The following is a 25,357-nucleotide window of genomic DNA, read 5'->3' as shown; positions in this document are numbered from 1 at the left end:
ACAAACTGCGTGATTCAGTGTGTGATGATTATGCCTGGCTAGGCAGCAGCGCCGCAGGCAGCAGCGATGTCAGGTGACCGGCCGCCAATAGCTGGCTGGCGGCTTCAATGTCGGGGGCGAAGAAACGATCCTTGTCGTAGAAACTGACATGCTCGCGCAGCAGACGGCGCGCCTGCTCCAGACCTTCCGAGGTCTTCAGGCCGTTGCGGAAATCCAGGCCCTGGCAGGCGGCCAGCCACTCGACCGCCAGAATGCCGCGCACGTTGTCCGCCATGCTCCACAGACGGCGGCCGGCGGCCGGCGCCATGGAAACGTGGTCCTCCTGGTTGGCGGAGGTCGGAATGCTGTCGACGCTCGATGGATGCGCCAGCGCTTTGTTTTCGCTGGCCAGCGCCGCGGCGGTGACCTGAGCGATCATGAAGCCGGAGTTCACGCCGCCGTTCTCCACCAGGAACGGTGGCAGCTGCGACATGTGTTTGTCCATCATCAGCGAGATGCGGCGCTCGGACAGCGAACCGATTTCGGCGAATGCCAGCGCCAGGTTATCGGCGGCCATCGCCACCGGTTCGGCGTGGAAGTTGCCGCCGGACAGCACGTCACCCTGCTCGGCGAACACCAGCGGGTTATCGGAGACGGCGTTGGCTTCGATCTCCAGCACCTCGGCAGCCTGACGGATCTGCGTCAGGCAGGCGCCCATTACCTGCGGCTGGCAGCGCAGGGAGTAAGGATCCTGCACTTTTTCACAGTTGCGGTGCGAGTCGGAGACTTCGCTGCGCGCGCCGAGCAGGTGGCGATAGGCGAGGGCGGCGTCGATCTGGCCGCGCTGGCCGCGCACCTCGTGGATACGCGCATCGAACGGGCTGCGGGAGCCCAGCGCCGCTTCCACCGTCAGGCTGCCCGCCACGGTCGCGGCGGCGAACAGGTCTTCCGCGTCGAACAGGCCGCGCAGCGCGAAGGCGGCGGAGACTTGGGTACCGTTCAGCAATGCCAGGCCCTCTTTCGCCGCCAGCGTCAGCGGTTTCAGGCCGGCTTTGGCCAGCGCTTCGGTCGCCGGCAGCCATTGGCCCTGATGGCGCGCCTGGCCTTCGCCCAGCAGCACCAGACTCATGTGCGCCAGCGGCGCCAGGTCGCCAGAGGCGCCGACTGAGCCTTTCAGCGGGATATGCGGATAGACTTCGGCGTTGACCAGCGCGATCAGCGCCTGGATAACTTCCAGGCGAATGCCGGAGAAGCCGCGCGACAGGCTGTTGATCTTCAGCACCATGATCAGGCGCACCAGATTGTCGTCGGTCGGCTCGCCCACGCCGGCGGCGTGTGACAGCACGATCGAGCGCTGCAGATTTTCCAGATCGTCGCGGGCGATGCGCGTCGAAGCCAGCAGGCCAAACCCGGTGTTGATGCCGTATGTGGTGCGGTTTTCTTCAACGATGCGTTCGACGCAGGCCACGCTTTGCTGGATTGGGGCATAGGCGTTGTCGTCCAGCGTCAGCGTCACCGGGTGTTGATACACGTCGCGTAGCTGGGCCAGCGTCAGTTTGCCCGGGCGAATAGTCAGCGCTTTCATGCTTTTTCTCCTTGGGTCGCGGCAACCATCGGCAGGTTCAGGCCTTGCTCGCGGGCGCAGTCGATAGCGATATCGTAACCAGCGTCGGCGTGACGCATGACCCCGGTAGCCGGGTCATTGTGCAGCACGCGGGCGATGCGCTCGGCGGCTTCGTCGGTGCCGTCGCAGACGATCACCATGCCGGAGTGTTGGGAGAAGCCCATGCCGACGCCGCCGCCGTGGTGCAGGGAAACCCAGGTGGCGCCGCTGGCGGTGTTCAGCAGGGCGTTCAGCAGCGGCCAGTCGGAAACCGCATCGGAACCGTCTTTCATCGCTTCGGTTTCACGGTTCGGGCTGGAAACGGAGCCGGAATCCAGGTGGTCGCGGCCGATGACGATCGGGGCGGACAGTTCGCCGCGGCGAACCATCTCGTTGAACGCCAGACCCAGCTTGGCGCGTTGGCCGAGGCCAACCCAGCAGATGCGCGCCGGCAGGCCCTGGAAGCTGATGCGCTCGCGCGCCATGTCCAGCCAGCGGTGCAGGTGTTCGTCATCCGGGATCAGCTCTTTCACCATGGCGTCGGTTTTGTAGATGTCCTGCGGATCGCCGGACAGCGCCGCCCAGCGGAACGGCCCGATGCCGCGGCAGAACAGCGGACGGATGTAGGCCGGCACGAAGCCCGGGAAGTCGAAGGCATTGTCGACGCCGGTTTCTTTCGCCATCTGGCGAATGTTGTTGCCGTAGTCGAAGGTCGGCACGCCCATCTGCTGGAACGCCAGCATGGCTTTGACGTGATCGGCCATCGACTGCTTGGCGGCGGCGACCACCTTGGCCGGCTCGGTCTGGGCGCGCTGGCGATACTCTTCCCAGCTCCAGCCCTTCGGCAGGTAGCCGTTCAGCGGATCGTGGGCGCTGGTCTGATCGGTGACCATGTCCGGGCGCACGCCGCGGCGCACCAGCTCAGGCAGGATTTCCGCCGCGTTGCCGCACAGGGCGATGGAGATGGCTTTGCCTTCTGAGGTGTATTTTTTGATGCGGGCCAGCGCGTCGTCCAGATCTTTGGCCTGCTCATCGACGTAGCGGGTTTTCAGACGGAAATCGATGCGGCTCTGCTGACATTCGATGTTCAGCGAGCAGGCGCCCGCCAGCGTCGCGGCCAGCGGCTGCGCGCCGCCCATGCCGCCCAGACCGGCGGTCAGCACCCAGCGCCCCTGCAGGCTGCCGTCGTAATGCTGGCGGCCCGCTTCGACGAAGGTCTCATAGGTGCCCTGAACGATGCCCTGGCTGCCGATGTAGATCCAGCTGCCGGCGGTCATCTGGCCGTACATGGCCAGGCCTTTGGCGTCCAGTTCGTTGAAGTGTTCCCAGGTCGCCCAGTGCGGCACCAGGTTGGAGTTGGCGATCAGCACGCGCGGCGCGTTGCTGTGGGTTTTGAATACGCCGACCGGCTTGCCGGACTGCACCAGCAGGGTTTCGTCCTCTTCCAGCGTTTTCAGGGTTTCGACGATCTTGTCGTAGCAATCCCAGTCGCGCGCGGCGCGGCCGATGCCGCCGTACACCACCAGCTCATGTGGGTTCTCCGCAACTTCAGGATCGAGGTTGTTCATCAGCATGCGTAACGGCGCTTCGGTCAGCCAGCTTTTTGCGTTTAATTGTGTGCCGCGTGGCGCGCGTACATCGACATTGCGAACTTTGTTATTTGTAGTCACAGCATTTTCCTCAAACAGTATCGGTGCAGATTCCATGCCGCGGTGGGGATGAGTACCACGGCATAACAATGCGTAGGGCTTATTAACATATACTTGTATGTACAAGCATATGCAACACTGACCAGTTGCCGCTGAAAAGTGGCATAAGAAAAAGTTATTTTCTTTTTATATCAGATTGATATGCGATTTTTTATCACCGGCTTCATATGCGAAAAGCCGGAGAAAAGTGAGCTGTTCGGCAAAAATGAATTAAAATTGACTCATTTTTGGGCGGCTAGTCACAATATTTTTACAGACTGATTACAGTTGGCGGCGGAGGATAAACAAGCCCTATCACCGCGGGAAGAAAGCCCGCCGTGGGCGGGCTTGCCAGACTCAGGCGGCCGGTTGCAGCATCGGCTTGCGGCTCATCTTGCACACCGTGGCGATGGCGGCGATCAGCGCCGGTACGCACAGGAACATCAGGATGCTCTGCACTTCCCACTGCATCGCCAGCAGTTGGGCGCCCATCATGGTGCCGGCGACGCCGCCGAAGCGGCCGATGCCCTGCATCCAGGCGATGCCGGTGGCGCGGCTGTGGGTCGGGTAGAAGGTGGCCGCCAGCGTTTGCAGCCCGGACTGCGCGCCGTTCATGGTGACGCCCATCAGGAAGATGAAGGCGCCCAGCAGCACGATCTGCTTGTCTTCGGTGGCCATCGCCACGATCAGCAGGGCGGTGACGACAAAGCCGCTCGAGACCACTTTGTGCGCATTCCAGCGGTCCATCAGCCAGCCGGCCACCAGGATGCCCAGCGTGCCGCCGAAGGTGAACAGCGAGGTGAGCATCGCCGACTGTTCCAGCTGATAGCCCAGCCCCTGCATCAGGATTGGCATCCAGCTCAGCAACACGTAGTAGATCACCAGCCCCATGAAGTAGGTCACCCACAGCATCAGCGTGCCGAGCAGGTAAGGGCGGCTGAACAGCAGGCCGACGCTGGTCTTGGCCTGCGTCAGCTTCTCTTCGTACAGGTAAAAACGCGTCACGCCGTCGAGGCTCTGGCTGACGAAGCGTTGCGCGATGCGTTTGATCTTCGCCGCATCCTGCCCGCGGTTGACCATATATTTGACCGATTCCGGCAGCAGCAGGATCAGCAAAACCGTCAACGCCAGCGGCGCAATGGCGCCGAGCAACAGCACGCTGTGCCAGCCGTAGCTCGGGATCAGCCACGATGAAATGGCGCCGCCGCCGGCCGCGCCCAGCGGAAAGCCGCAATACATGGTATTGATCGCCAGCGAACGGCAGCGCTGCGGCGCGTATTCGGAGATCAGCGTGATAGCGTTGGGCATCGCCGCTCCCAGCCCGAGGCCGGTGAGGAAACGCCACAGCGTCAGGCTATTGAGCGAGCCGGCGTAGGCGGTGGCCAGGCTCGACAGGCCGAAGAACAGGCAGGAAAACACCAGCACGCGCTTGCGGCCGATGCGGTCGGAGATTGGCCCGGCTATCAGCGCGCCGAGCGACAGCCCCAGCAGCGCGGCGCTCAGCACCGGCCCCAGATCCTGCTTCACGATGCCCCAGTCTTTGGCGACCGAGGGGGCGATATAGCCCATGGCGGCGGTATCGAAACCGTCGATGGCGAGGATCAGGAATCCGAGAATGATCAGTGTCCAGTGAAACAGCGAAAACTTGCTGTCGTCGATGGCCTGTTGAATATTTAACTCGCTGGTGGAATGAGTCATGGCACCCTCTAAACGCAGATGTAGTCGTGATGAATAGTACGTGGCCGAGACTGACGCTCGGCTTGTGTTTGCTTGTATATACATCTGCGCGTCGGCGCTTTATGTCAAATATAATTATCTTATTTGTTAACTGCGTGTTGTTTTCTGTGGAGCAGGTTGCACCGCGAATGAAAGGCCTAAGACCGGTTAACAAATTAAATGAACGCCATTGGCGGTGAGATATGCTGGCGGCGGCGCGGAGGAAAAAATTTAATACAATTTTGGCCGTTTGGTCGCCGGGCCGGAATCTGCGATAATCGTTTTTTACTTTTCCAGATTGAGAAACCGATGCAGTACCCGATCAACGAGATGTTCCAAACCTTGCAGGGCGAAGGCTTTTTCACCGGCGTGCCGGCCATTTTCATCCGCCTGCAGGGCTGCCCGGTAGGGTGCAGCTGGTGCGACACCAAACATACCTGGGAAAAGGAAGCCCATCGGGAAGTAGACCTGCAACGGATCCTGGTCAAAACAGAAGAGAGCGACGCCTGGGGCAATGCCAGCGCCGAGCAGCTGTTGGCGGTGATGCGCCAACAAGGCTACACCGCGCGCCATGTGGTGATCACCGGCGGCGAACCCTGCATTTACGATCTGGCGCCGCTGACCGAGCTGTTCGAACAGCACGGCTACCGTTGCCAGATTGAAACCAGCGGCACCCACGAAATTCGCTGCTCCGCCAACACCTGGGTGACGGTTTCGCCCAAGGTGAATATGCGCGGCGGCATGAAGGTGTTGGATCAGGCGCTGCGGCGCGCCGACGAGGTGAAGCATCCGGTGGCGCGCGAGCGCGACATCGAGGCGCTGGATGCGCTGCTGGCGACGTTGCAGGATGACAAGGCGCGCATTATCGCGCTGCAGCCGATCAGCCAGAAAGAAGAGGCGACCCGTCTGTGTATTGAAACCTGTATCGCGCGCAATTGGCGGCTGTCGATGCAGACCCACAAGTATCTGAACATCGCCTAAAATCAGGGCGCCATTGCGGCGCCCTTTCTTTTAACCTTTATATACGCATCCCGCAGTACAGGTCTCTTTCACCATCACCGCCGTCAATTCCGGCAGCTGGGGCTTGAGCTGCTGCCAAATCCAGGCGGCGAGCACTTCGCTGGTGGGATTTTCCAATCCTGGAATATCGTTCAGATAATGGTGATCCAGCCGTTCCCAGATCGGGGAAAACACAGCCTTGAGCTCGGCGAAATCCATCACCCAACCGGTGTGGGGATCCACTTCACCGGTCACTTCCAGACGCACCATAAACGAATGCCCATGCAGACGGCCGCATTTATGGCCCTCCGGCACGTGCGGCAAGCGGTGTGCGGCTTCAAACTGAAAATCTTTAAACAGCGTGGTTGCCATTATTACGGCCTCATTGACTCAAAAACCGCCGCATAGTACCGGAAAGCGCGTCTGCTTGCCATTTATACCGTTATGGTCTACCGCCGCGGTAACCGCGCCCGGTTAACACTTTTTTTGTTTGGTGTTTGCGGCACCTATCGGCTGGGGTTATGAGTCGAAATGTTGAACGGTGAAAAAATGATGAAAAAAAGCGCTTTAATTTCATCTGGATAAAAAACTTTGTTTAACGGTTTAAGCGTTATCCCTTACCAGAAAAACAGCTTAGTCATTTTGGTTATGATTTATTGCTATCCCTTATTTAATCGTTGCTATTCTGCTCGGTAACCTTACAAACTCTCCTGATCTTTTCCGCACACCCGACGCAGCGAAGAGACAGCGACTGGCACTGGCGCGCGCCTGGCAGGAAAGGCGCTAAGTATAGGAAATAAGTACAGCAATGACGACTCAGGCTCCTCCAACATCTTTGCTCCCGCTGACGCCCGAACAGCTGGCGCGCCTGCAGGCGACGATCGGCGACTATTCGCCGACGCAGCTGGCGTGGCTGTCCGGTTATTTTTGGGGCATGGTCAATCAACAGCCCGGAGCCGTGGCCATTGCGCCTGTCGCCCCTGCGGCTGCCGCCGGCATCACCATCATTTCCGCTTCGCAGACCGGCAATGCGCGCCGCCTGGCGGAGCAGCTGCGCGACGATCTGCTGGCCGCCAATCTGAGCGCCACGCTGATCAACGCCGGCGACTACAAGTTCAAGCAGATAGCTCAAGAGCGCCTGCTGGTGATCGTCGCTTCCACGCAAGGGGAAGGCGAGCCGGCGGAAGAAGCGGTGGCGCTGCATAAATTCCTGTTTTCGAAGAAGGCGCCGAAGCTCAATGACACCGCGTTTGCGGTGTTCGGGCTGGGCGACACCTCTTATGAGAATTTCTGCCAGTCAGGTAAAGATTTCGACGGCAAGCTGGCCGAGCTGGGTGCCGAGCGCCTGGTGGAGCGCGTGGATGCCGACGTGGAGTACCAAGAGCTGGCCGCCGCCTGGCGCAAACAGGTGGTGTCGGTGCTGAAGGCGCGCGCGCCGGCGGAAAGCGCCGCGCCGGGCGTGTTGGCCAGCGGCGCGGTTGACCTGATCGACAGCAGTCCGTACAGCAAGGAACAACCGCTCACCGCCCAACTGGCGGTCAAGCAGAAAATTACCGGCCGCGCGTCGGATAAAGACGTGCGCCATATCGAGATCGATCTGGGCGACTCCGGCCTGCGCTATCAGCCGGGCGATGCGCTCGGCGTATGGTTCGACAATGATCCGGCGCTGGTGGACGAACTGGTGCAGCTGTTGTGGCTGAAAGGCGACGAGCCGGTTGAGGTGGAAGGGCAGACCCTGCCGCTGGCGCAGGCGCTGCGCAGCCATTTCGAGCTGACGCAGAACACCACGCCGATCGTCGATAAATACGCCGCGCTGTCGCGCGACGAAACGCTGATCGGCCTGCTGGCGGATAAAGCCGCGCTGCAGCATTACGCGCACAACACGCCGATCGTCGACATGGTGCGCCAGGCGCCGGCGGATCTGAGCGCCGAACAGCTGATCGGCCTGCTGCGTCCGCTGACGCCGCGCCTGTACTCCATCGCCTCTTCGCAGGCGGAGAACGAAAGCGAAGTGCACATCACCGTGGGCGTGGTGCGTTACGACATCGACGGGCGCGCCCGCAGCGGCGGCGCCTCCAGCTTCCTGGCGGATCGCCTGGAGGAGGACGGCGACGTGCGGGTGTTTATCGAGCACAACGACAACTTCCGTCTGCCGGCCAACCCGGAAACGCCGGTGATCATGATCGGCCCGGGCACCGGCATCGCGCCGTTCCGCGCCTTTATGCAGCAGCGCGACGCGGACGGCGCCGGCGGCAAAAACTGGCTGTTCTTCGGCAACCCGCACTTTACCGAAGATTTCCTGTATCAGGTCGAATGGCAGCGCTACGTGAAAGACGGCCTGCTGACCCGCATCGATCTGGCTTGGTCCCGCGACCAGCAACATAAAATATACGTACAAGACAAACTGCGCGAACAGGGCGCGGAAGTGTGGCGCTGGATTCAGGAAGGCGCGCACATTTACGTCTGCGGCGATGCCAATCGCATGGCGAAAGACGTGGAAAACACATTACTGGAACTGGTGGCCGAGCACGGTGGCATGGATACCGAGCAGGCGGATGAATTTTTAAGTGAGCTGCGCCTTGAGCGCCGTTATCAGCGAGATGTTTACTGATGAGTGATAAACACCCCGGGCCTTTGGTAGTCGAAGGCAAACTGGCCGATGCGGAGCGCATGAAGAAGGAAAGCAACTTCCTGCGCGGCACCATCGCCGAAGATTTGAACGACGGCCTGACCGGCGGCTTCAACGGCGACAACTTCCTGCTGATCCGTTTTCACGGCATGTACCAGCAAGATGACCGCGACATTCGCGCCGAACGCGCCGAGCAGAAGCTGGAGCCGCGCCACGCCATGATGCTGCGCTGTCGCCTGCCGGGCGGCATCATCAGCCCGCAGCAGTGGCTGGGCATCGACAAGTTCGCGCAGGAGAGCACGCTGTACGGCAGCATTCGCATCACCAACCGCCAAACGTTCCAGTTTCACGGCATTCTGAAAGGCAACGTCAAACCGGTGCACCAGCTGCTGAACCGCTTGGGGCTGGACGCGCTGGCGACCGCCAACGACGTGAACCGCAACGTGCTGTGCACCTCCAACCCGGTGGAGTCCGAGCTGCATCAGGAAGCCTACGAGTGGGCGAAGAAGATCTCCGAACACCTGCTGCCGCGCACCCGCGCCTACGCAGAGGTGTGGCTGGATCAGGAGAAGGTGGCCACTACCGACGAAGAGCCGATTCTGGGGCCGACCTACCTGCCGCGCAAATTCAAAACCACGGTGGTGATCCCGCCGCAGAACGACGTCGATCTGCACGCCAACGACATGAACTTCGTGGCGATCGCCGAAAACGGCAAGCTGGTGGGCTTCAACCTGCTGGTGGGCGGCGGGCTGTCCATTGAGCACGGCAACAAGAAAACCTACGCGCGTCAGGCCAGCGAGTTCGGCTACATTCCGCTCGAGCATACGCTGGCGGTGGCGGAAGCGGTGGTGACCACGCAGCGCGACTGGGGCAACCGCACCGATCGCAAGAACGCCAAAACCAAATACACGCTGGAGCGCGTCGGGGTGGACGTTTTCCGCGCCGAAGTGGAAAAGCGCGCCGGCATCACTTTTGCGCCGATTCGGCCGTATGAATTCACCGGCCGCGGCGATCGCATCGGTTGGGTGAAGGGCATCGACGATCAGTGGCACCTGACGCTGTTTATTGAGAACGGCCGCCTGCTGGACTATCCGGGGCGCCCGCTGAAGACCGGCATGGCGGAGATCGCCAAGATCCATAAAGGCGACTTCCGCCTGACGGCGAACCAAAACGTGATCATCGCCGGCGTGCCGGAAAGCGAAAAGGCGAAGATCGAAGCCTTGGCGCGCGATCATGGCCTGATCGACGACGAGATCAGCGAGCAACGCAAAAACTCGATGGCCTGCGTGTCGTTCCCGACCTGCCCGCTGGCGATGGCGGAGGCCGAGCGTTTCCTGCCGCAGTTTGTCACCAAGGTGGAAGGGATCATGCATCGGCACGGGGTGGGTGACGAGCATATCGTGCTGCGCATCACCGGCTGCCCGAACGGCTGTGGCCGCGCGCTACTGGCGGAGCTGGGGCTAGTGGGCAAGGCGGTCGGCCGCTATAACCTGCATTTGGGCGGCAACCGTGAAGGCACGCGCATTCCGCGCATGTACCGCGAGAACATCAACGAAGATGAGATCCTGAGCGAGATCGATCTGCTGGTGGGGCGCTGGGCGAAGGAGCGCAACGCCGGCGAAGGTTTCGGCGACTTCACCGTTCGCGCGGGCATCGTCAAACCGGTGCTGGATCCGGCGCGAGATTTTTGGGAGTGAGGCCGGCGGCCCCTGGGCAGAGGGGCCGCACAGGTCATTTCAAGTATCAGGAGAGACAACATGGCTGAATTCGATCTGGCGGCGCTGAACGCGTTGCCCAAATCCGGGCAGGCGCTGGCATTAGCGGTGGTCAATGGCCAACTGGAGACCCTCAGCGCCGAACAGCGCGTTGCATGGGCGCTGGAGCATCTGCCCGGCGAATTCGTACTCTCGTCCAGTTTCGGCATTCAGGCGGCGGTATGCCTGCACCTGGTGACGCGTATCCGGCCGGATATCCCGGTGATCCTGACCGACACCGGTTATCTGTTCCCGGAAACCTATCGCTTTATCGATCAACTGACCGACCAACTGAAGCTGAATCTGCAGGTGTTCCGCGCGGAGCAGTCTCCCGCCTGGCAAGAGGCGCGCTATGGCAAGCTGTGGGAGCAGGGCGTGGAAGGGATTGAAAAATACAACCAGATCAACAAGGTCGAGCCGATGAACCGCGCGCTGGAAACGCTGGGCGCGCAGAGCTGGTTCGCCGGCCTGCGGCGCGAGCAGTCCGGCAGCCGCGCCAATCTGCCGGTACTGGCGGTGCAGCGTGGGGTGTTCAAGATCCTGCCGATCATCGACTGGGACAACCGCAAGATTTACCAGTATCTGACCGAACACGGGCTGAGTTATCACCCGCTGTGGGAGCAGGGTTACCTGTCGGTCGGCGATACCCACACCACCCAGAAGTGGGAGCCGGGCATGAGCGAGGAAGAGACGCGTTTCTTCGGCCTGAAGCGCGAGTGCGGCCTGCACGAAGGCTAAACGGCGCGATCAACATGACAGGGCTCAGTAATGCTGGGCCCTGTTTTTTTGCGGGCTACTTTTTCTTCTGCGCTTTCGGCGGGTGCGCCTGCGCCAGCTCTTTGATCAGCGGCAGCAGGATTTGCACGCTGTCGCGGCTGCGTTTGTCGATCCGCCCCGGCAGGTAGCGATCCAGATACTGCAGATTGTCATACTGCGGACGGTGCCAGGTGATGCCCTGCGGGAAGTGCGGGCTGACGGCGCGCTGTTGGTAGCCATCTTTGTCGCCCAGCGACCAGTTGGTGGCCTCCACCGACAGCACCGGGATGCCAGCGGCGTCGAACACCTCTTGATCGGAGCAGCAGCCGGTGCCTTTCGGATGCTGTGCGCTGCCCGGATTGGTGGCGGCGGCGATGCCGTAGCGGTGGGCGATATCCAGCGCGCGATCGCGGGAACGCTTCGCCATTTGCGGCGGCGTGTTGCGACCGGCGTTGAAATACAGACGATCGCCGGTGATCAGGCTGTCGAGGTTGATCACCAGCACGGTGTTGCTTTTCTCTTCCGCGCTCATGCGTTGCAGGTAGTTCTGCGCCCCCAGTGAACCGATCTCTTCGGCGCTGGTGGCGACGAAGCGCAGGCCGTAGGCGGTGGGAATGTTCTTCAGGCGTTCCGCCAGTTCCAGCATCACGCCGATGCCGGAGGCGTTGTCGTCGACGCCCTGCAGCGTCAGGCCGCCGAGGTTGTTATCCAGATCCTCATCGCTCTGCGGCGTATAGGTGTCGAAGTGGGCGACGACCACGATCTGTTTTGGGCTGTCGCCGTTGCGGGCGGCGATCACCGAGCTGGCGGTGACGTTGTTCCAATTCTTCTTGCCGTCTTTGCTGGTGTAGAGATAGCGCGTATTGACGCTGCGAATGTCGCTTTGGTAACCCATCTTGCTGAATTGCTGCTTCAGATAGTCGGCGGTGAGCAATTCTGCCGGGCTGCCCGCCATGCGGCCGGGGAAGTAAGTGGCGATGTGGCGGGTCTGTTCTGCGGCGAAACGGCCCATTGGCGCGTCTTTTACGGGCTGTGCGGCACAAACGCTGAAGACGCCGCCGAGTGCGAGGGCCAGCAGGCTGGTCTTCAGGTAAAAACGGGAAAACATACCGAAAAATCCTTCTTTGCTATCGGCGCTGCCGATCATTTTTCTTCGGCACCCAGTATGAGACGCCGGGCGGCATTACACAATTTCCCTGTCTCTTAATTTCGTACGAACGCGCAAACCGCCGCCGTGAGTATTACCGTTTGCCTCCTGCGTTGCGGCCTATATTCCATAAAGGAACTAATCATTCCTTTTCGTCATTTCAGAGGCTAAATCTCAGCCCGTATAGTCACACTATCTTTCTGTTATATGAAAAGGCTGTTGTGGACTATCTACCAATATTCGCCGACCTGAAACAACGCCCGGTACTGGTCGTTGGCGGTGGTGACGTGGCTGCGCGCAAAGTCGATCTGCTTCAGCGCGCCGGGGCTGAAATACGGATAGTTGCGCAGTCGCTCTCACCGGAACTGGAACAACAACGTCAGCAAGGGCAGGTGCTCTGGCTGGGGAAAAGCTTTGATCCGCAGCAGTTGGACGACGTGTTTATGGCGATCGCCGCCACGGACGACAACGCGCTGAACGCCGCGGTGTTCGCCGAGGCGGATAAACGCCGGGTGTTGGCCAACGTGGTGGACGATCAGCCGCGCTGCTCATTCATTTTCCCGTCGATCATCGATCGCTCGCCGCTGGTGGTGGCGGTGTCGTCCAGCGGCCAGGCGCCGGTGCTGGCGCGACTGCTGCGCGAAAAGCTGGAGGCGTTGCTGCCCGCCAGTTTGGGGCAGATGGCGCAGGTGGCGGGCCGTTGGCGCGGCCAGGTCAAACGGCGGTTGGCTTCGATCGGCGAACGTCGCCGTTTCTGGGAGAAAACCTTCGGCGGCCGTTTCGCCACGCTGGTGGCCAACGGCCAGACGGCGCAGGCGGAACGGCAGCTGGAGCAGGATTTACACCGCTTCGCCGCAAGCGATGAAGGCGCACAGGGCGAGATCGCCCTGGTGGGCGCCGGGCCGGGCGACGTGGGGCTGTTGACCCTGCGCGGGCTGCAGGTGATGCAGCAGGCGGACGTGGTGCTGTATGACCATCTGGTCAGCGGCGAGATCCTCGATCTGGTGCGCCGCGACGCCGAACGCATCTGCGTGGGCAAGCGCGCCGGCGCGCACTCGGTGATCCAGGAAGAGACCAACCGGCTGCTGGTGGAGCTGGCGCAGCAGGGCAAACGCGTGGTGCGCCTCAAGGGCGGCGATCCGTTCATCTTTGGCCGCGGCGGCGAAGAGCTGCAGGTGGCCGCCGCCGCCGGCATTCCGTTCCAGGTGGTGCCGGGCGTCACGGCCGCCGCGGGGGCGACCGCCTACGCCGGCATTCCGCTGACGCATCGCGATCACGCGCAGAGCGTGACCTTTATCACCGGCCACTGCCGCCCGGACGGCGATGGTCTGGACTGGGCCGATCTGGCCCGGGCGCGGCAGACGCTGGCTATCTACATGGGCACCATGAAGGCGGCGGACATCAGCCAACGTCTGATCGCCCACGGTCGCGACGCCGCGACGCCGGTAGCGGTGATCAGCCGCGGCACGCGCGCCGATCAGCAGGTGCAGATCGGCACGCTGGAACACCTGGAATACCTGGCCCAACGGGCGCCGCTGCCGGCGCTGCTGGTGATTGGCGAAGTGGTGGAACTGCACCATCAAATCGCCTGGTTCGGGCATCAATCGCAGACGGAAGGGGCCGCGCGCCCGGCCGTCGTGAATTTGGCATAGGCAAGGCTTTTAAGGATCTGTTATGGACGAAAAACGACTCACTCATTTGCGGCAATTGGAGGCGGAGAGTATCCATATCATCCGTGAAGTCGCCGCTGAATTCGCCAACCCGGTGATGCTGTATTCCATCGGCAAAGACTCTTCCGTGATGCTGCATTTGGCGCGCAAGGCGTTCTTCCCCGGCACGCTGCCGTTCCCGCTGCTGCATGTCGATACTGGCTGGAAGTTCCGCGAAATGTACGAATTCCGCGATCGCACCGCGAAGGAGTACGGCTTCGAGCTGCTGGTGCATAAAAACCCGGAAGGGGTGGCGATGGGCATCAACCCGTTCGTGCACGGCAGCGCCAAGCATACCGACATCATGAAAACCGAGGGCCTGAAGCAGGCGTTGAACAAGTACGGTTTCGACGCTGCCTTCGGCGGTGCGCGGCGCGACGAGGAGAAATCGCGCGCCAAAGAGCGCATCTATTCGTTCCGCGATCGCTTCCACCGCTGGGATCCGAAAAACCAGCGGCCGGAGCTGTGGCACAACTACAACGGCCAGATCAACAAAGGGGAGAGCATCCGCGTGTTCCCGCTGTCGAACTGGACCGAGCTGGATATCTGGCAGTACATCTTCCTGGAAAAGATCGACATCGTGCCGCTGTACCTGGCGAAACCTCGCCCGGTGGTGGAGCGCGACGGCATGCTGATGATGGTGGACGACGATCGCATCGATCTGCAGCCGGGTGAAGTGATCAGCCAGCGCATGGTGCGTTTCCGCACCCTGGGGTGCTGGCCGCTGACCGGCGCGGTGGATTCGCAGGCGCAAACCCTGCCGGAGATCATCGAAGAGATGCTGGTCTCCACCACCAGCGAACGCCAGGGGCGGATGATCGATCGCGATCAGTCCGGCTCGATGGAGCTGAAAAAGCGTCAAGGGTATTTCTAAGGAGCCGCCGGATGAACAACGCAATTGCACAACAAATCGCTGACCAGGGCGGCGTCGAGTCCTATCTGCACGCGCAGCAGCACAAGAGCCTGCTGCGCTTTCTGACCTGCGGCAGCGTCGATGACGGCAAAAGCACCCTGATTGGCCGCCTGCTGCACGATACCCGCCAGATCTACGAGGATCAGCTGTCAACGCTGCACAGCGACAGCAAACGCATCGGTACTCAGGGCGAAAAGCTCGACCTGGCGCTGCTGGTGGACGGCCTGCAGGCCGAGCGCGAGCAGGGCATCACCATCGACGTGGCCTATCGCTATTTCTCGACCGAAAAACGTAAATTTATCATCGCCGATACCCCGGGGCATGAGCAGTACACCCGCAACATGGCCACCGGCGCCTCGACCTGCGATCTGGCGATCCTGTTGATCGACGCGCGCAAAGGGGTGCTGGATCAGACTCGCCGCCACAGCTTTATCGCGACCCTGCTGGGCATTCGCCATCTGGTGGTCGCGGTAAACAAAATGGATCTGGTGGACTATCAGGAAGCGGTGTTTGAGCAGTTCAAACAGGATTACCTGACCTTCGCCCAGCAGTTGCCTGGCGATCTGGACATCAAGTTCGTGCCGTTGTCGGCGCTGGACGGCGACAACGTGGCGAGCGAAAGCGCCCATATGCCGTGGTACAGCGGCCCGACGCTGCTGGAAGTGCTGGAGAGCGTTGATGTGATCAGCGAGCGAGAAAACCAGCCGCTGCGTTTCCCGGTACAGTACGTCAACCGCCCGAACCTCGATTTTCGCGGTTATGCCGGCACGCTGTCCGCCGGCGTGGTGCGGGTGGGGCAACGCATCAAAGTGCTGCCTTCCGGCGTGGAGTCCAGCGTGGCGCGCATCGTGACTTTTGACGGCGATCTGCAAGAAGCGGTGCCGGGCGAGGCGATTACGCTGGTGCTGAAAGATGAAGTGGACATCAGCCGCGGCGATTTGCTGGTCGACGCCGGCGAAAACCTGCAGGCGGCGCAGAGCGCGCGGGTGGACGTGGTATGGATGGCCGAGCAGCCGCTGGTGCCGGGCCAGAGCTACGACATCAAGATCGCCGGCAAAAAGACCCGCGCCCGCGTGGAGAGCATCCGCCATCAGGTGGAGATCAACACGCTGGCGCAACACCCGGCCGACACATTGCCGCTCAACGGCATCGGGTTGGTGGAGCTGACCTTCGACGAACCTCTGGTGCTGGACAGCTATCAGAGCAATCACGACACCGGCGGGCTGATCTTCATCGATCGCATGAGCAACGTCACGGTTGGCGCCGGTCTGGTGCGTGAAACGCTGCAGGCCGCATCGGCGGCGCGCGGAGAATTCAGCGCCTTCGAGCTGGAGCTGAATGCGCTGGTGCGCAAGCACTTCCCGCACTGGGGCGTCCGCGATCTGCTCGGTGGCCGATAAGGTGGCCGCTGAACTGAGGGCGACCGGGCCGGACGATGAGAACGTGGTTTGGCATCCGCACGCGGTCACGCGCGCGGATCGCGAAGCGCGCAACGGCCACCGCGGCGCGGTGCTGTGGTTTACCGGGCTGTCCGGCTCGGGCAAATCCACCGTCGCCGGCGCGCTGGAGCAAGCGCTGCATGGGCTTGGCGTCAGCACCTATCTGCTGGACGGCGATAACGTGCGCCACGGTTTGTGCCGCGATCTCGGTTTTTCCGACGAGGATCGGCGCGAGAACATCCGCCGTGTGGGGGAAGTGGCCAAACTGATGGTGGATGCCGGGCTGGTGGTGCTGACCGCGTTCATTTCGCCGCACCGCGCCGAGCGGCAACTGGTGCGCGAGATGCTCGGCGACGATCGCTTTATCGAGGTTTTCGTCGACACGCCGTTGGCGATCTGTGAGGCGCGCGATCCGAAGGGATTGTATAAGAAAGCGCGCGCCGGCGAGCTGCGCAATTTCACCGGTATCGACGCGGTTTATGAGGCGCCGCAGCAGCCGGAAATCCACCTCGACGGCCAACAATTGGTAACAAATTTGATTGCGCAATTGTTAGACGTGTTGCGTGGTCAGGCTATTATCAAACCCTGAATTCAAAAAAAGCGTGTGGCGTTTTTCGCCATGCGCTTTTTACTCTAAGCCGCCGCAGAGCGAGCCGAATAACCAGGGATCACTATGCAAAATGTCACGCCTATCTTGATCGACTCCAAGCAGTCAAAACAGGAGAGAGAGGAGCCTTCTTATTCTTTCCTGGGCGGCGTCAGCGGCTTTGTTTTCTACTGGCTGGCGTTCGCGTTGCCGTTTCTGGTTTACGGTTCCAACACGCTGTTTTTCCTGCTCTATACCTGGCCGTTTTTCCTGGCGCTGATGCCGCTGTCGGTGCTGATCGGCATCACTCTCAGCATGCTGCTGCGCGGTCGTTTGATCCTGACTCTGCTGCTGACCGGCGCCGTCGTGCTGTGCTTGTTCTGGCTGGTGTTCAGCTTCCTGACTGGGTGGTGAGAGAACGGGCGCCGATGCCGGCGCCCGAAGAGGGGTAAAGCGATGCCGAAGGTTACAAAACTTTGCTTAGAAACGCCTGCGTGCGCGGATTGGCCGGCTGGCTGAAGATCTGCTGCGGCGCACCCTCCTCCTGAATGATCCCCTGATCGATAAACAGCACCCGGTCGGCCACCTCGCGGGCAAAGCCCATCTCATGCGTCACCACCACCATGGTCATGCCCTCGAGGGCCAGTGATTTCATCACCGCCAACACTTCGCCCACCAGCTCAGGATCGAGCGCGGAGGTCGGTTCGTCGAACAACATGATCTTCGGCTCCATCGCCAGCGCGCGGGCGATGGCCACCCGCTGCTGCTGGCCGCCGGACAGACTGTTGGGATAGGCGTCGATCTTGTCGAGCAGGCCAACCTTGAGCAGCAGCTGCTCGGCTTGTGCGATGGCTTCAGCGCGCGGCTGTTTCTTCACGCTCACCGGCGCCATGATGATATTTTCCAACACCGTCATGTGCGGGAACAGGTTGAAGCGCTGGAACACCATGCCCACGCTTTCACGCATTTTGTTCAGGTCGGTTTTCTGATCGTGGACGGCGAAGCCGTTCACCTCGATCTCGCCGCCGGAGAGCGTTTCCAGCGCATTGATGCAGCGCAGGAAGGTGCTTTTTCCCGAGCCGGAAGGGCCGATGACGCACACCACTTCGTTGGCGGCGATCTGGCAAGAAATGCCGCGCAGCACGTGGCTTTCGCCGAACTGTTTTTGCAGGTTATGTACGCGAATCACTTTTACCGAACCTCTTTTCCATGTGCTGCACCAGCAGCGAGAGCAGGAAGGTGATGACCCAATAGACCAGCGAAATGGTCAGATAGGGCTCCCAGTAGGTGGCGTAGGCGCCGGAGACGGTACGGGCGGCATAGGCCAGATCCGCCAGGCCGATGGCGGAGGCCAGCGACGAATCCTTGACGATGGCGATGGCGTTGTTGCCCAGCGGCGGCAGCATGCGGCGGAAAGCCTGCGGCAGGATCACCTGACGCATGGTCTTGCCATAGCTCATGCCCAGCGAGCGCGATGCCTCCATCTGGCCGCGATCGATCGACTGGATCCCGGCGCGGAAGATTTCCGACACATAGGCGCCGGCGTTGAGCGTGATCGCCACCACGCAGGAGAGAAAGGCGCCGTAGTCGGCGCGCAGCGCGCGAGCGAAATCGACGCTCATCAGGCCGCTGGTGACCAGCAGACCGTCACGCGGGTTGATGAACAGCGGCACCAGCGCGAAGTGCACCACCATGATCTGCACGAACAGCGGCGTGCCGCGAAAGGCGCTGATGTAGATGCGCACCGGCCACTGAACGCCGTAATGCAGGATGGGTTTCCAGATGCCGTGCGGCGCCTGCGCCAAGCGGCCCAGCCCGAGGATCAAGCCCCAGGTGGTGCCCAGCAGCACGCAGATAATGGTGCATTTGATGGTCATCCAGGCGCCTTCCATAAACAGCGGCGCGTATTCCTGGATGATCTCCCAGCGGAAGTTCAAGGGGTATTCCTTCTTGGTAGGCTGAAACGGTGGCGCGCCGACGCTCTTGCGGGCGCCGGCGACTGGGGATTATTCTGCCGGCAGCGTCGGTACGTTACTGTCGAACCAGGTTTGGTAGATCTTGGCGTAGGTGCCGTCGGCGACGATTTTCTTCAGGCCGGCGTTGATCTTGTTGCGCAGTTCATCGTTGCCTTTGGCGACGGCGATGCCGAAATACTGGCGCTCGAACTTGGCGTCGGGCACCAGCTTGAAGGCTTTCTCAGGGTGGGTTTTGATATAGAACTTGGCCACGCCGACGTCGCCGACCGCCGCGCCGATGCCGTCTTCATACAACTCCTGCAGCATCAGCGGGGTGTTGTCAAAGCGCTTGATGGCGGTGCTGTTTTTACCCAGCACGTCGGACACCACGATGTCGCCGGTGCTGGAGTTTACCACGCCGACCTTCAGCGCTTTCAGCGCGGCGATGGAGTCCACCGTCGAGTCTTGCGGCACCACGATAGCCTGCTCAGCCGGGAAGTAAGGTGCTGAGAAATCAACCATTTGCTTGCGCTTGTCGGTGATGGTGATGCCGGAAATGATGATGTCGCGATCGCCGGAGTTCAGCGTGGCGAAGATCCCTTCCCACGGCGTATTGATCAGTTTGATTTGGAAGCCTTCAGCCTTGGCCACCGCCTTGATGATGTCGATGTCGAAACCTTCCAGCTGCTTTTGGCTGTTTTCAAATTCGAACGGCCGATAGGTGCCGCCGGAGCCGACGACGTAGGTTGGTTCAGCCGCCAACGCGGCGATAGAGAAGGTGGCGGCCAGGCAGGCGCCGATCAGAACTAAACGTTTTAACATCGCGATCCCCGATAATGAATGGTTATATATTGGAATTATTTATGCACTATGAGTGCATAAAAATAAGCTTCAATGAATGAAAGTGCAACCGCTGCATGAGGATTATTCTCTCTATGGTGTTAAATATTCACTTTTTGCTTTGCTGTGGCGTAAGCGATGGGCCAGGAAGCGGTGATGCAGTGATTCTTGCTGCATAATGGAGGTGGGGCAGCGTGTGTCTCATTGGAAAACGCGGCGCGCGCGCCGAGCCAAAGGGGCGTTTTTTGCCGCTTTCGCAGCGGAATTAGGCGATAAACACGGGAACCCTTCATCCGTATTCTGAATTTGGCGCTGAAATGCCGCTCTCAGTGTGGAGTCCAACGAGAAGTTGTGGGATGATTGGTCGGTTTTTCAGGGGGCGGAGATGGGAAAACTTACGCTGCTATTGCTGGCATTGCTCGGTTGGTTACAGTATTCACTGTGGCTGGGCAAAAATGGTATTCACGATTACGTGCGGGTCAATGAAGACGTTGCGGTCCAGCAGGGCAACAACGCCAAGTTGAAAGCGCGTAACGATCAGCTGTTTGCCGAAATCGATGATTTGAACGGCGGACAGGAAGCGATCGAAGAGCGTGCGCGTAATGAGCTGGGCATGATCAAGCCCGGTGAGACTTTCTATCGTCTGGTTCCTGACCAATCCAGACGCAACGCGGCGTCTTCTTCGCAAAACAACGCACAAAAATAACGCATGAATCACTCCGCAGGTACCTTTCCCTCGGTGATTGCCGTCCTGCCCGCTGCCGGTATCGGCAGCCGCATGCAGGCGGAATGCCCGAAGCAATATTTAACCATCGGCCGGCACAGCATCGTCGAACACGCCATTCACGCCCTGTTGCGCCACCCGCGCATTGAACGGGTGATCGTGGCGATTGGCCCCGAAGATCGCCAGTTCGAACAGTTGCCGATCGCCCAGGATCCGCGGGTGATCGTCACCGAAGGCGGCAAGCAGCGCGCCGATTCGGTGATGGCCGGGCTGAAACTGGCGGGTGATGCGGACTGGGTGCTGGTGCACGACGCCGCGCGCCCCTGCCTGCACGCCGACGATCTCGAGCGCCTGCTGGCGATCACCGCACATAGCAAGGTCGGCGGCATTCTCGCCGCGCCGGTGCGCGACACCATGAAACGCGCCGAACCCGGCCGCGAAACCATCGCCCACACCGTCGAACGGCAGGATCTGTGGCATGCGCTGACGCCGCAGCTGTTTCCGCTGCCGCTGCTCAAGCAGTGCCTGCAGCGCGCGCTGGATGAAGGCGCGAACGTCACCGACGAAGCCTCGGCGCTGGAACATTGCGGCTATCATCCGCTGCTGATCGCCGGCCGGGCGGACAACATTAAAGTAACGCGGCCGGAGGATTTGGCGCTGGCGGCGTTCTATTTGACCCAGTTAGACAATTAAGGAGCGCATCATGCGTATCGGTCACGGTTTTGATGTACATAAATTCGGCGGCGAAGGCCCGTTGGTGATCGGTGGTGTTCGCATCCCTTACGACAAAGGCTTGCTGGCCCACTCCGACGGTGACGTCGCGCTGCATGCCGCCACCGACGCCCTGTTGGGGGCGGCGGCGCTGGGCGATATCGGCAAGCTGTTCCCCGATACCGATCCGGCCTTCAAGGGCGCGGACAGCCGCGAGCTGCTGCGCGAAGCCTGGAAACGCATCCGCGCCAAAGGGTACCGCCTGGGCAATCTCGACATCACGATTATTGCCCAGGCGCCGAAAATGGCGCCGCACATCCCGCAGATGCGCGTCTTCCTGGCGGAAGATTTGCAGTGCCATATGGATGACGTCAACGTGAAGGCCACGACCACCGAGCAGCTCGGTTTCACCGGGCGCGGCGAGGGCATCGCGTGCGAAGCGGTCGCCTTGCTGATCAAGGAATAACCGCATGGATATGGCGAATCTGACGTGGCTGCATGGCCGGCCGCAGAGCACCGGGGTGTTGAAAGCCAATCCGGAAGATTTCGTGGTGGTCGAAGATCTGGGCTTTGCGCCGGACGGCGAAGGCGAGCACGTGCTGGTGAATATCCGTAAAAACGGCTGCAATACCCAGTTTGTGGCCGATTACCTGGCGCGCTTCGCCGGCATTCACGCCCGTTCTGTCAGCTATGCCGGTTTGAAGGATCGCCACGCGGTGACCGAGCAGTGGTTCTGCCTGCATATGCCGGGTAAGGACACGCCGGATTTCTCCCGGTTTACGCTGGAAGGCTGCGAGGTGCTCTCGTCTGCCCGCCACCTGCGTAAAATGCGCATCGGCAACCTGAAGGGCAACCACTTTACGTTGGTGCTGCGCCAGATTTCCGATCGGCAGGACGTGGAACGTCGCCTGCAGGCCATCGCTGCGCAGGGCGTACCGAACTACTTCGGCAGCCAGCGTTTCGGCCGCGGCGGCAACAATCTGGCGATGGCGCGCCGCTGGGCGAATGATGAAATTCGTGTCAAAGAGCGCAGCAAGCGCAGTTTCTATCTGTCCGCCAGCCGCAGCGCGCTGTTCAATCTGATCGCGAGCCAACGCCTGGCCGACGGCCTGCAGCGCACCGCGCTGGAGGGGGACGCCCTGCAGCTGAGCGGCCGCGGCAGCTGGTTCGTCGCCAAAGCCGATGAGCTGGAGACATTGCAGCAGCGGCTGGATGCCGGTGAGCTGGTGGTTACGGCTCCCTTACCGGGCGACGGTGAGCCAGGAACCGCCGGCAAAGCCTTGGCTTTTGAACAACAATGCTTGGCGGAACAGCCGGAATTGCTTACGCTTTTAAAGCGCGAGCGTGTCGACCCCGCTCGCCGGGCCCTGCTGTTGCAGCCGCAAAATTTGCAGTGGAACTGGTGGGATGACGTTACCGTAGAATTGCGCTTCTGGCTGCCGGCAGGCAGCTTCGCGACCAGCGTGGTGCGTGAAATTATGCAGCAGGATGACAGTGATGCGGATATTGCTGAGTAACGATGACGGCGTCAGCGCCCCAGGCATTCAGGCGCTGGCGGCGGCGCTGCGGGAATTCGCCGAAGTGCAGGTCGTGGCGCCGGATCGTAACCGCAGCGGCTCTTCCAACGCCTTAACGCTGGAGTCGCCGTTGCGCACGCAGACGCTGGCCAACGGGGATATTGCGGTGTTGCAAGGGACGCCGACCGACTGCGTTTACCTTGGCGTCAACGCATTGATGCGCCCGGCGCCCGATATCGTGGTCTCCGGCATTAACGCCGGGCCGAATTTGGGTGACGACGTTATCTATTCCGGCACTGTCGCGGCGGCGATGGAGGGCCGGCACCTGGGGCTGCCAGCGCTGGCGGTGTCTCTGAACGGTCACCAACACTACGCGACCGCAGCGGCCATTACCTGCCGCATCCTGCGCGCGCTGCAGCGTGAACCGTTACGTACCGGAAAAATCCTGAATATTAACGTACCGGATCTGCCGCTGGCTGAGATCAAAGGCCTGCGCGTTACTCGCTGCGGCAGCCGCCATCCTGCCGACAAGGTCTTCTGCCAGCAGGATCCGCGCGGACAAAATATCTACTGGATCGGGCCGCCTGGTGATAAATTTGATGCCGGGCCGGATACCGACTTTGCGGCGGTGGAACAAGGCTATGTGGCGATAACGCCGCTACAGGTGGATTTAACCGCCTACGCGGCGCAAGAAGTCGTGAAAACATGGTTAACCAAGGCAGAGGTTAGCGGGGAATGGTGAATAAGCGCATGCAAACATTGCTGACGCAGCTGCGGCAGCAGGGGATCCGGGACGAAAAGCTGCTGCGGGCGATCGAAGCGGTGCCGCGCGAGCGTTTTGTCGATGAAGCGCTGGATCACAAAGCCTACGAAAACACCGCATTGCCGATCGGTTCCGGTCAGACCATTTCCCAGCCTTATATGGTGGCGCGGATGACCGAGCTGCTGAATCTGAAGCCCACCTCAAGGGTGTTGGAGATCGGCACCGGTTCCGGTTATCAAACCGCTATCCTGGCACATCTGGTGCAACACGTTTGTTCCGTCGAACGCATCAAGGGGCTGCAGTGGCAGGCCAAGCGCCGCCTGAAACAGCTCGATCTTCACAATGTTTCCACCCGCCACGGCGACGGCTGGCAGGGTTGGGCCTCGCGCGGCCCGTTCGATGCGATCATCGTCACTGCCGCGCCGCCGGAGATCCCGCAGGCGCTGGTGGAGCAGCTGGACGATGGCGGCATTTTGGTGTTGCCGGTGGGTGAGCAGGCTCAAACCCTCAAACGCATTCAGCGTCATGGCAACGATTTCGTTATCGATGCGGTAGAGGCAGTGCGCTTTGTGCCGTTGGTGAAAGGCGAATTGGCCTAGCGATTGTCTGAATTTTCGACCGTCTGCAAAATCTGTTGCACTTTCATCATGGCCGGATAAGGTTTTCTCGTTCCAATCAGGCTAATTTTCACTAGAATTGGCCTTTCTACGTAGTTGTCTTATGGTGCGGCAACGCCAATGTGGTTAGCATTGGCGCGCGTTTTGATGCTCCGGCGCGAGATGACCTGGCGTTCAGGGATCGGCCGGCGGCGCCTTTACATCGCAGAAACTGGGAAGTGGCAAAAGCTCGGCTACGATGTAAAGGGTATTTTGGATATATCACTGATATTGCTGTCATGGGGGAAGCATGAGCACGGGAAGCCCAATGATTACGTTACGCCGGGTAGCGGTGTGTACGATGGTAAGTTTGTGGTTGGCGGGTTGTACGAATACGGCCTCGACGTCGGCTCCTATCAGCAGCGTGGGGGGCGGCGGTGCCGCTCCATCCGGCAATAATAATGGCGGAGTGCAGCAGGCCAGCCCAGAGGGCCGCATTGTCTATAACCGCAGTTATAACGCCATCCCCAAAGGGAGCTACAGCGGCGGCGAAACTTATACGGTCAAGCGCGGCGACACGCTGTTTTATATTGCCTGGATCACCGGCAATGATTTCCGCGACCTGGCGCAGCGCAACAATATTCCCGAGCCATACAGCCTGAATGTTGGCCAAACCATTCAGCTTGGTAATGGTTCTGCCAATGGCGGCGGCGGCATGTTGGCGACGACAGACGCGACCAAAGGCGGCGTTCCGAAGCCACCTTCCAGCTCCCAGATCCAGACGGCAACGGTTGATTCTCAATCAACTAACGCGTATTCTGAAAACTCGGGTAAACAGAATGTAGGTAAGATGTTACCTGCAGCAGGTGCCGCAGCGGTTGGGACCGCGACTGCGCCTGTTACCGCGCCGGAAGCCGCTCCACCTGTGAGCAGCACCGTCAGCAACAGCGCTCCGGTCAGTACCTGGAGATGGCCGACTGACGGTAAGGTTATTGATAACTTTTCCTCATCAGAAGGTGGGAATAAGGGTGTCGATATCGCCGGTTCCCGTGGGCAGCCTATCTTCGCTACCGCCGATGGCCGCGTAGTGTATGCAGGCAACGCTTTACGGGGTTACGGTAATCTAATCATCATCAAACATAATGATGATTACCTGAGCGCCTACGCTCATAACGACACAATGCTGGTCCGGGAACAACAAGAAGTGAAGGCGGGTCAAAAAATAGCCACCATGGGTAGCACCGGTACCAGTTCAGTACGTTTGCATTTTGAAATTCGTTACAAGGGGAAATCCGTAAACCCGCTGCGTTATCTTCCGCAGCGATAGATTGGG

At 60.6% G+C, this 25,357-nt stretch carries 24 protein-coding genes; 16 read left to right on the top strand and 8 right to left on the bottom strand.

From position 1 onward, the window contains the following. Window positions 1-28 precede the first annotated feature (28 nt). From hutH to ACP39K_RS13830, 3 genes are all read right to left on the bottom strand, one after another. Window positions 29-1,564, bottom strand: coding sequence for a histidine ammonia-lyase (hutH, locus tag ACP39K_RS13840; RefSeq protein ID WP_019455102.1), 1,536 nt, complete (start codon window positions 1,562-1,564; stop codon window positions 29-31). Beyond that, complete coding sequence (gene hutU, locus ACP39K_RS13835; RefSeq protein WP_025159649.1) at window positions 1,561-3,252, bottom strand: urocanate hydratase; 1,692 nt, start codon at window positions 3,250-3,252, stop codon at window positions 1,561-1,563. The genes hutH and hutU overlap by 4 nt, the downstream gene beginning before the upstream one ends. A 375-nt stretch (window positions 3,253-3,627) precedes the next feature. Then, window positions 3,628-4,968, bottom strand: coding sequence for an MFS transporter (locus ACP39K_RS13830; protein WP_015376678.1), 1,341 nt, complete (start codon window positions 4,966-4,968; stop codon window positions 3,628-3,630). Between the two features lie 327 nt (window positions 4,969-5,295). Between ACP39K_RS13830 and queE the strand changes: the two genes are divergently transcribed. Then, entirely contained in the window at window positions 5,296-5,967 is a 672-nt protein-coding gene (queE, locus tag ACP39K_RS13825; RefSeq protein WP_004932641.1) for a 7-carboxy-7-deazaguanine synthase QueE, read from the top strand. Between the two features lie 30 nt (window positions 5,968-5,997). Here the strand turns inward: queE and queD are convergent, their stop codons facing one another. Then, window positions 5,998-6,357 (bottom strand): 6-carboxytetrahydropterin synthase QueD, encoded by a 360-nt coding sequence (gene queD, locus ACP39K_RS13820; protein ID WP_004932638.1) that lies wholly within the window; start codon window positions 6,355-6,357, stop codon window positions 5,998-6,000. A 436-nt stretch (window positions 6,358-6,793) separates the two neighbouring features. Between queD and cysJ the strand changes: the two genes are divergently transcribed. From cysJ to ACP39K_RS13805, 3 genes are read left to right on the top strand one after another with little or no spacing between them, the layout of a single operon-like run. Then, window positions 6,794-8,596, top strand: a complete 1,803-nt coding sequence (gene cysJ, locus ACP39K_RS13815; protein WP_497008590.1) for an NADPH-dependent assimilatory sulfite reductase flavoprotein subunit — start codon at window positions 6,794-6,796, stop codon at window positions 8,594-8,596. Further along, complete coding sequence (gene cysI, locus ACP39K_RS13810; RefSeq protein WP_016929053.1) at window positions 8,596-10,311, top strand: assimilatory sulfite reductase (NADPH) hemoprotein subunit; 1,716 nt, start codon at window positions 8,596-8,598, stop codon at window positions 10,309-10,311. The genes cysJ and cysI overlap by 1 nt, the downstream gene beginning before the upstream one ends. A gap of 60 nt (window positions 10,312-10,371) precedes the next feature. Next, the gene (locus tag ACP39K_RS13805) at window positions 10,372-11,106 is read left to right on the top strand and encodes a phosphoadenylyl-sulfate reductase (RefSeq protein ID WP_016929052.1); all 735 of its coding nucleotides are present in this window, start codon (window positions 10,372-10,374) and stop codon (window positions 11,104-11,106) included. Between the two features lie 55 nt (window positions 11,107-11,161). On the opposite strand, the gene ACP39K_RS13800 is transcribed toward ACP39K_RS13805, so the two are convergent. After that, window positions 11,162-12,232, bottom strand: coding sequence for an aminopeptidase (locus tag ACP39K_RS13800; protein ID WP_028127845.1), 1,071 nt, complete (start codon window positions 12,230-12,232; stop codon window positions 11,162-11,164). Between the two features lie 260 nt (window positions 12,233-12,492). Here ACP39K_RS13800 and cysG point away from each other — a divergent pair, with 260 nt between their 5' ends. The 5 genes from cysG to ACP39K_RS13775 all read left to right on the top strand — a co-directional run bounded on the left by cysG (window position 12,493) and on the right by ACP39K_RS13775 (window position 17,332). Then, window positions 12,493-13,923, top strand: a complete 1,431-nt coding sequence (gene cysG, locus ACP39K_RS13795) for a siroheme synthase CysG (protein WP_330765106.1) — start codon at window positions 12,493-12,495, stop codon at window positions 13,921-13,923. 22 nt (window positions 13,924-13,945) lie between these two features. Then, window positions 13,946-14,854 (top strand): sulfate adenylyltransferase subunit CysD, encoded by a 909-nt coding sequence (gene cysD, locus ACP39K_RS13790; RefSeq protein ID WP_004932620.1) that lies wholly within the window; start codon window positions 13,946-13,948, stop codon window positions 14,852-14,854. A gap of 11 nt (window positions 14,855-14,865) precedes the next feature. After that, the gene (cysN, locus tag ACP39K_RS13785) at window positions 14,866-16,293 is read left to right on the top strand and encodes a sulfate adenylyltransferase subunit CysN (RefSeq protein WP_497008589.1); all 1,428 of its coding nucleotides are present in this window, start codon (window positions 14,866-14,868) and stop codon (window positions 16,291-16,293) included. After that, window positions 16,232-16,921 (top strand): adenylyl-sulfate kinase, encoded by a 690-nt coding sequence (gene cysC, locus ACP39K_RS13780; RefSeq protein WP_497008588.1) that lies wholly within the window; start codon window positions 16,232-16,234, stop codon window positions 16,919-16,921. The genes cysN and cysC overlap by 62 nt, the downstream gene beginning before the upstream one ends. A gap of 84 nt (window positions 16,922-17,005) precedes the next feature. Next, window positions 17,006-17,332 (top strand): DUF3561 family protein, encoded by a 327-nt coding sequence (locus ACP39K_RS13775; protein ID WP_016929047.1) that lies wholly within the window; start codon window positions 17,006-17,008, stop codon window positions 17,330-17,332. 52 nt (window positions 17,333-17,384) lie between these two features. On the opposite strand, the gene ACP39K_RS13770 is transcribed toward ACP39K_RS13775, so the two are convergent. The 3 genes from ACP39K_RS13770 to ACP39K_RS13760 form a co-directional block, all read right to left on the bottom strand. Further along, window positions 17,385-18,107, bottom strand: a complete 723-nt coding sequence (locus ACP39K_RS13770) for an amino acid ABC transporter ATP-binding protein (protein WP_161544405.1) — start codon at window positions 18,105-18,107, stop codon at window positions 17,385-17,387. Continuing rightward, window positions 18,091-18,810: an amino acid ABC transporter permease gene (locus tag ACP39K_RS13765; RefSeq protein ID WP_042706788.1), complete on the bottom strand. Its 720-nt coding sequence runs from the start codon at window positions 18,808-18,810 to the stop codon at window positions 18,091-18,093. The genes ACP39K_RS13770 and ACP39K_RS13765 overlap by 17 nt, the downstream gene beginning before the upstream one ends. 114 nt (window positions 18,811-18,924) lie before the next feature. Beyond that, window positions 18,925-19,695, bottom strand: coding sequence for a basic amino acid ABC transporter substrate-binding protein (locus tag ACP39K_RS13760; protein ID WP_016929044.1), 771 nt, complete (start codon window positions 19,693-19,695; stop codon window positions 18,925-18,927). Between the two features lie 403 nt (window positions 19,696-20,098). Between ACP39K_RS13760 and ftsB the strand changes: the two genes are divergently transcribed. The 7 genes from ftsB (at window position 20,099) to nlpD (ending at window position 25,351) form a co-directional block, all read left to right on the top strand. Further along, complete coding sequence (ftsB, locus tag ACP39K_RS13755; RefSeq protein WP_016929043.1) at window positions 20,099-20,419, top strand: cell division protein FtsB; 321 nt, start codon at window positions 20,099-20,101, stop codon at window positions 20,417-20,419. Between the two features lie 3 nt (window positions 20,420-20,422). Next, window positions 20,423-21,130, top strand: coding sequence for a 2-C-methyl-D-erythritol 4-phosphate cytidylyltransferase (ispD, locus tag ACP39K_RS13750; protein ID WP_028127843.1), 708 nt, complete (start codon window positions 20,423-20,425; stop codon window positions 21,128-21,130). Between the two features lie 10 nt (window positions 21,131-21,140). Then, a complete protein-coding gene (ispF, locus tag ACP39K_RS13745) occupies window positions 21,141-21,614 on the top strand; it encodes a 2-C-methyl-D-erythritol 2,4-cyclodiphosphate synthase (RefSeq protein ID WP_004932594.1) in 474 nt (157 codons plus the stop codon). Window positions 21,615-21,618: 4 nt separating this feature from the next. Then, window positions 21,619-22,665 carry a tRNA pseudouridine(13) synthase TruD gene (gene truD / locus ACP39K_RS13740; RefSeq protein ID WP_161544408.1) on the top strand — a complete coding sequence of 349 codons (1,047 nt, stop codon included), beginning with the start codon at window positions 21,619-21,621 and terminating at the stop codon, window positions 22,663-22,665. Continuing rightward, a complete protein-coding gene (gene surE, locus ACP39K_RS13735) occupies window positions 22,646-23,407 on the top strand; it encodes a 5'/3'-nucleotidase SurE (protein WP_161544409.1) in 762 nt (253 codons plus the stop codon). Before truD ends, surE begins: the two co-directional genes overlap by 20 nt. Then, the gene (locus tag ACP39K_RS13730) at window positions 23,401-24,027 is read left to right on the top strand and encodes a protein-L-isoaspartate(D-aspartate) O-methyltransferase (protein ID WP_033641281.1); all 627 of its coding nucleotides are present in this window, start codon (window positions 23,401-23,403) and stop codon (window positions 24,025-24,027) included. The genes surE and ACP39K_RS13730 overlap by 7 nt, the downstream gene beginning before the upstream one ends. Before the next feature lie 325 nt (window positions 24,028-24,352). Beyond that, window positions 24,353-25,351: a murein hydrolase activator NlpD gene (gene nlpD, locus ACP39K_RS13725; RefSeq protein WP_015376692.1), complete on the top strand. Its 999-nt coding sequence runs from the start codon at window positions 24,353-24,355 to the stop codon at window positions 25,349-25,351. The last annotated feature ends 6 nt before the right edge of the window (window positions 25,352-25,357 follow it).

The sequence above is a fragment of the Serratia sp. EC4 genome, from assembly GCF_059652115.1.
This window is presented reverse-complemented; position numbering and strand designations above follow the sequence as displayed.

Excerpts from the sequence above, each read along its gene's own strand:
- hutH (WP_019455102.1), bottom strand. The coding sequence starts at position 1,564 with ATGAAAGCGCTGACTATTCGCCCGGGCAAACTGACGCTGGCCCAGCTA.
- ACP39K_RS13830 (WP_015376678.1), bottom strand. The coding sequence starts at position 4,968 with ATGACTCATTCCACCAGCGAGTTAAATATTCAACAGGCCATCGACGAC.
- queE (WP_004932641.1), top strand. The coding sequence starts at position 5,296 with ATGCAGTACCCGATCAACGAGATGTTCCAAACCTTGCAGGGCGAAGGC.
- queD (WP_004932638.1), bottom strand. The coding sequence starts at position 6,357 with ATGGCAACCACGCTGTTTAAAGATTTTCAGTTTGAAGCCGCACACCGC.
- cysJ (WP_497008590.1), top strand. The coding sequence starts at position 6,794 with ATGACGACTCAGGCTCCTCCAACATCTTTGCTCCCGCTGACGCCCGAA.
- cysI (WP_016929053.1), top strand. The coding sequence starts at position 8,596 with ATGAGTGATAAACACCCCGGGCCTTTGGTAGTCGAAGGCAAACTGGCC.
- ACP39K_RS13805 (WP_016929052.1), top strand. The coding sequence starts at position 10,372 with ATGGCTGAATTCGATCTGGCGGCGCTGAACGCGTTGCCCAAATCCGGG.
- ACP39K_RS13800 (WP_028127845.1), bottom strand. The coding sequence starts at position 12,232 with ATGTTTTCCCGTTTTTACCTGAAGACCAGCCTGCTGGCCCTCGCACTC.
- cysD (WP_004932620.1), top strand. The coding sequence starts at position 13,946 with ATGGACGAAAAACGACTCACTCATTTGCGGCAATTGGAGGCGGAGAGT.
- cysN (WP_497008589.1), top strand. The coding sequence starts at position 14,866 with ATGAACAACGCAATTGCACAACAAATCGCTGACCAGGGCGGCGTCGAG.
- cysC (WP_497008588.1), top strand. The coding sequence starts at position 16,232 with ATGCGCTGGTGCGCAAGCACTTCCCGCACTGGGGCGTCCGCGATCTGC.
- ACP39K_RS13775 (WP_016929047.1), top strand. The coding sequence starts at position 17,006 with ATGCAAAATGTCACGCCTATCTTGATCGACTCCAAGCAGTCAAAACAG.
- ACP39K_RS13765 (WP_042706788.1), bottom strand. The coding sequence starts at position 18,810 with ATGGAAGGCGCCTGGATGACCATCAAATGCACCATTATCTGCGTGCTG.
- ACP39K_RS13760 (WP_016929044.1), bottom strand. The coding sequence starts at position 19,695 with ATGTTAAAACGTTTAGTTCTGATCGGCGCCTGCCTGGCCGCCACCTTC.
- ftsB (WP_016929043.1), top strand. The coding sequence starts at position 20,099 with ATGGGAAAACTTACGCTGCTATTGCTGGCATTGCTCGGTTGGTTACAG.
- ispD (WP_028127843.1), top strand. The coding sequence starts at position 20,423 with ATGAATCACTCCGCAGGTACCTTTCCCTCGGTGATTGCCGTCCTGCCC.
- ispF (WP_004932594.1), top strand. The coding sequence starts at position 21,141 with ATGCGTATCGGTCACGGTTTTGATGTACATAAATTCGGCGGCGAAGGC.
- truD (WP_161544408.1), top strand. The coding sequence starts at position 21,619 with ATGGATATGGCGAATCTGACGTGGCTGCATGGCCGGCCGCAGAGCACC.
- surE (WP_161544409.1), top strand. The coding sequence starts at position 22,646 with ATGCGGATATTGCTGAGTAACGATGACGGCGTCAGCGCCCCAGGCATT.
- ACP39K_RS13730 (WP_033641281.1), top strand. The coding sequence starts at position 23,401 with ATGGTGAATAAGCGCATGCAAACATTGCTGACGCAGCTGCGGCAGCAG.
- nlpD (WP_015376692.1), top strand. The coding sequence starts at position 24,353 with ATGATTACGTTACGCCGGGTAGCGGTGTGTACGATGGTAAGTTTGTGG.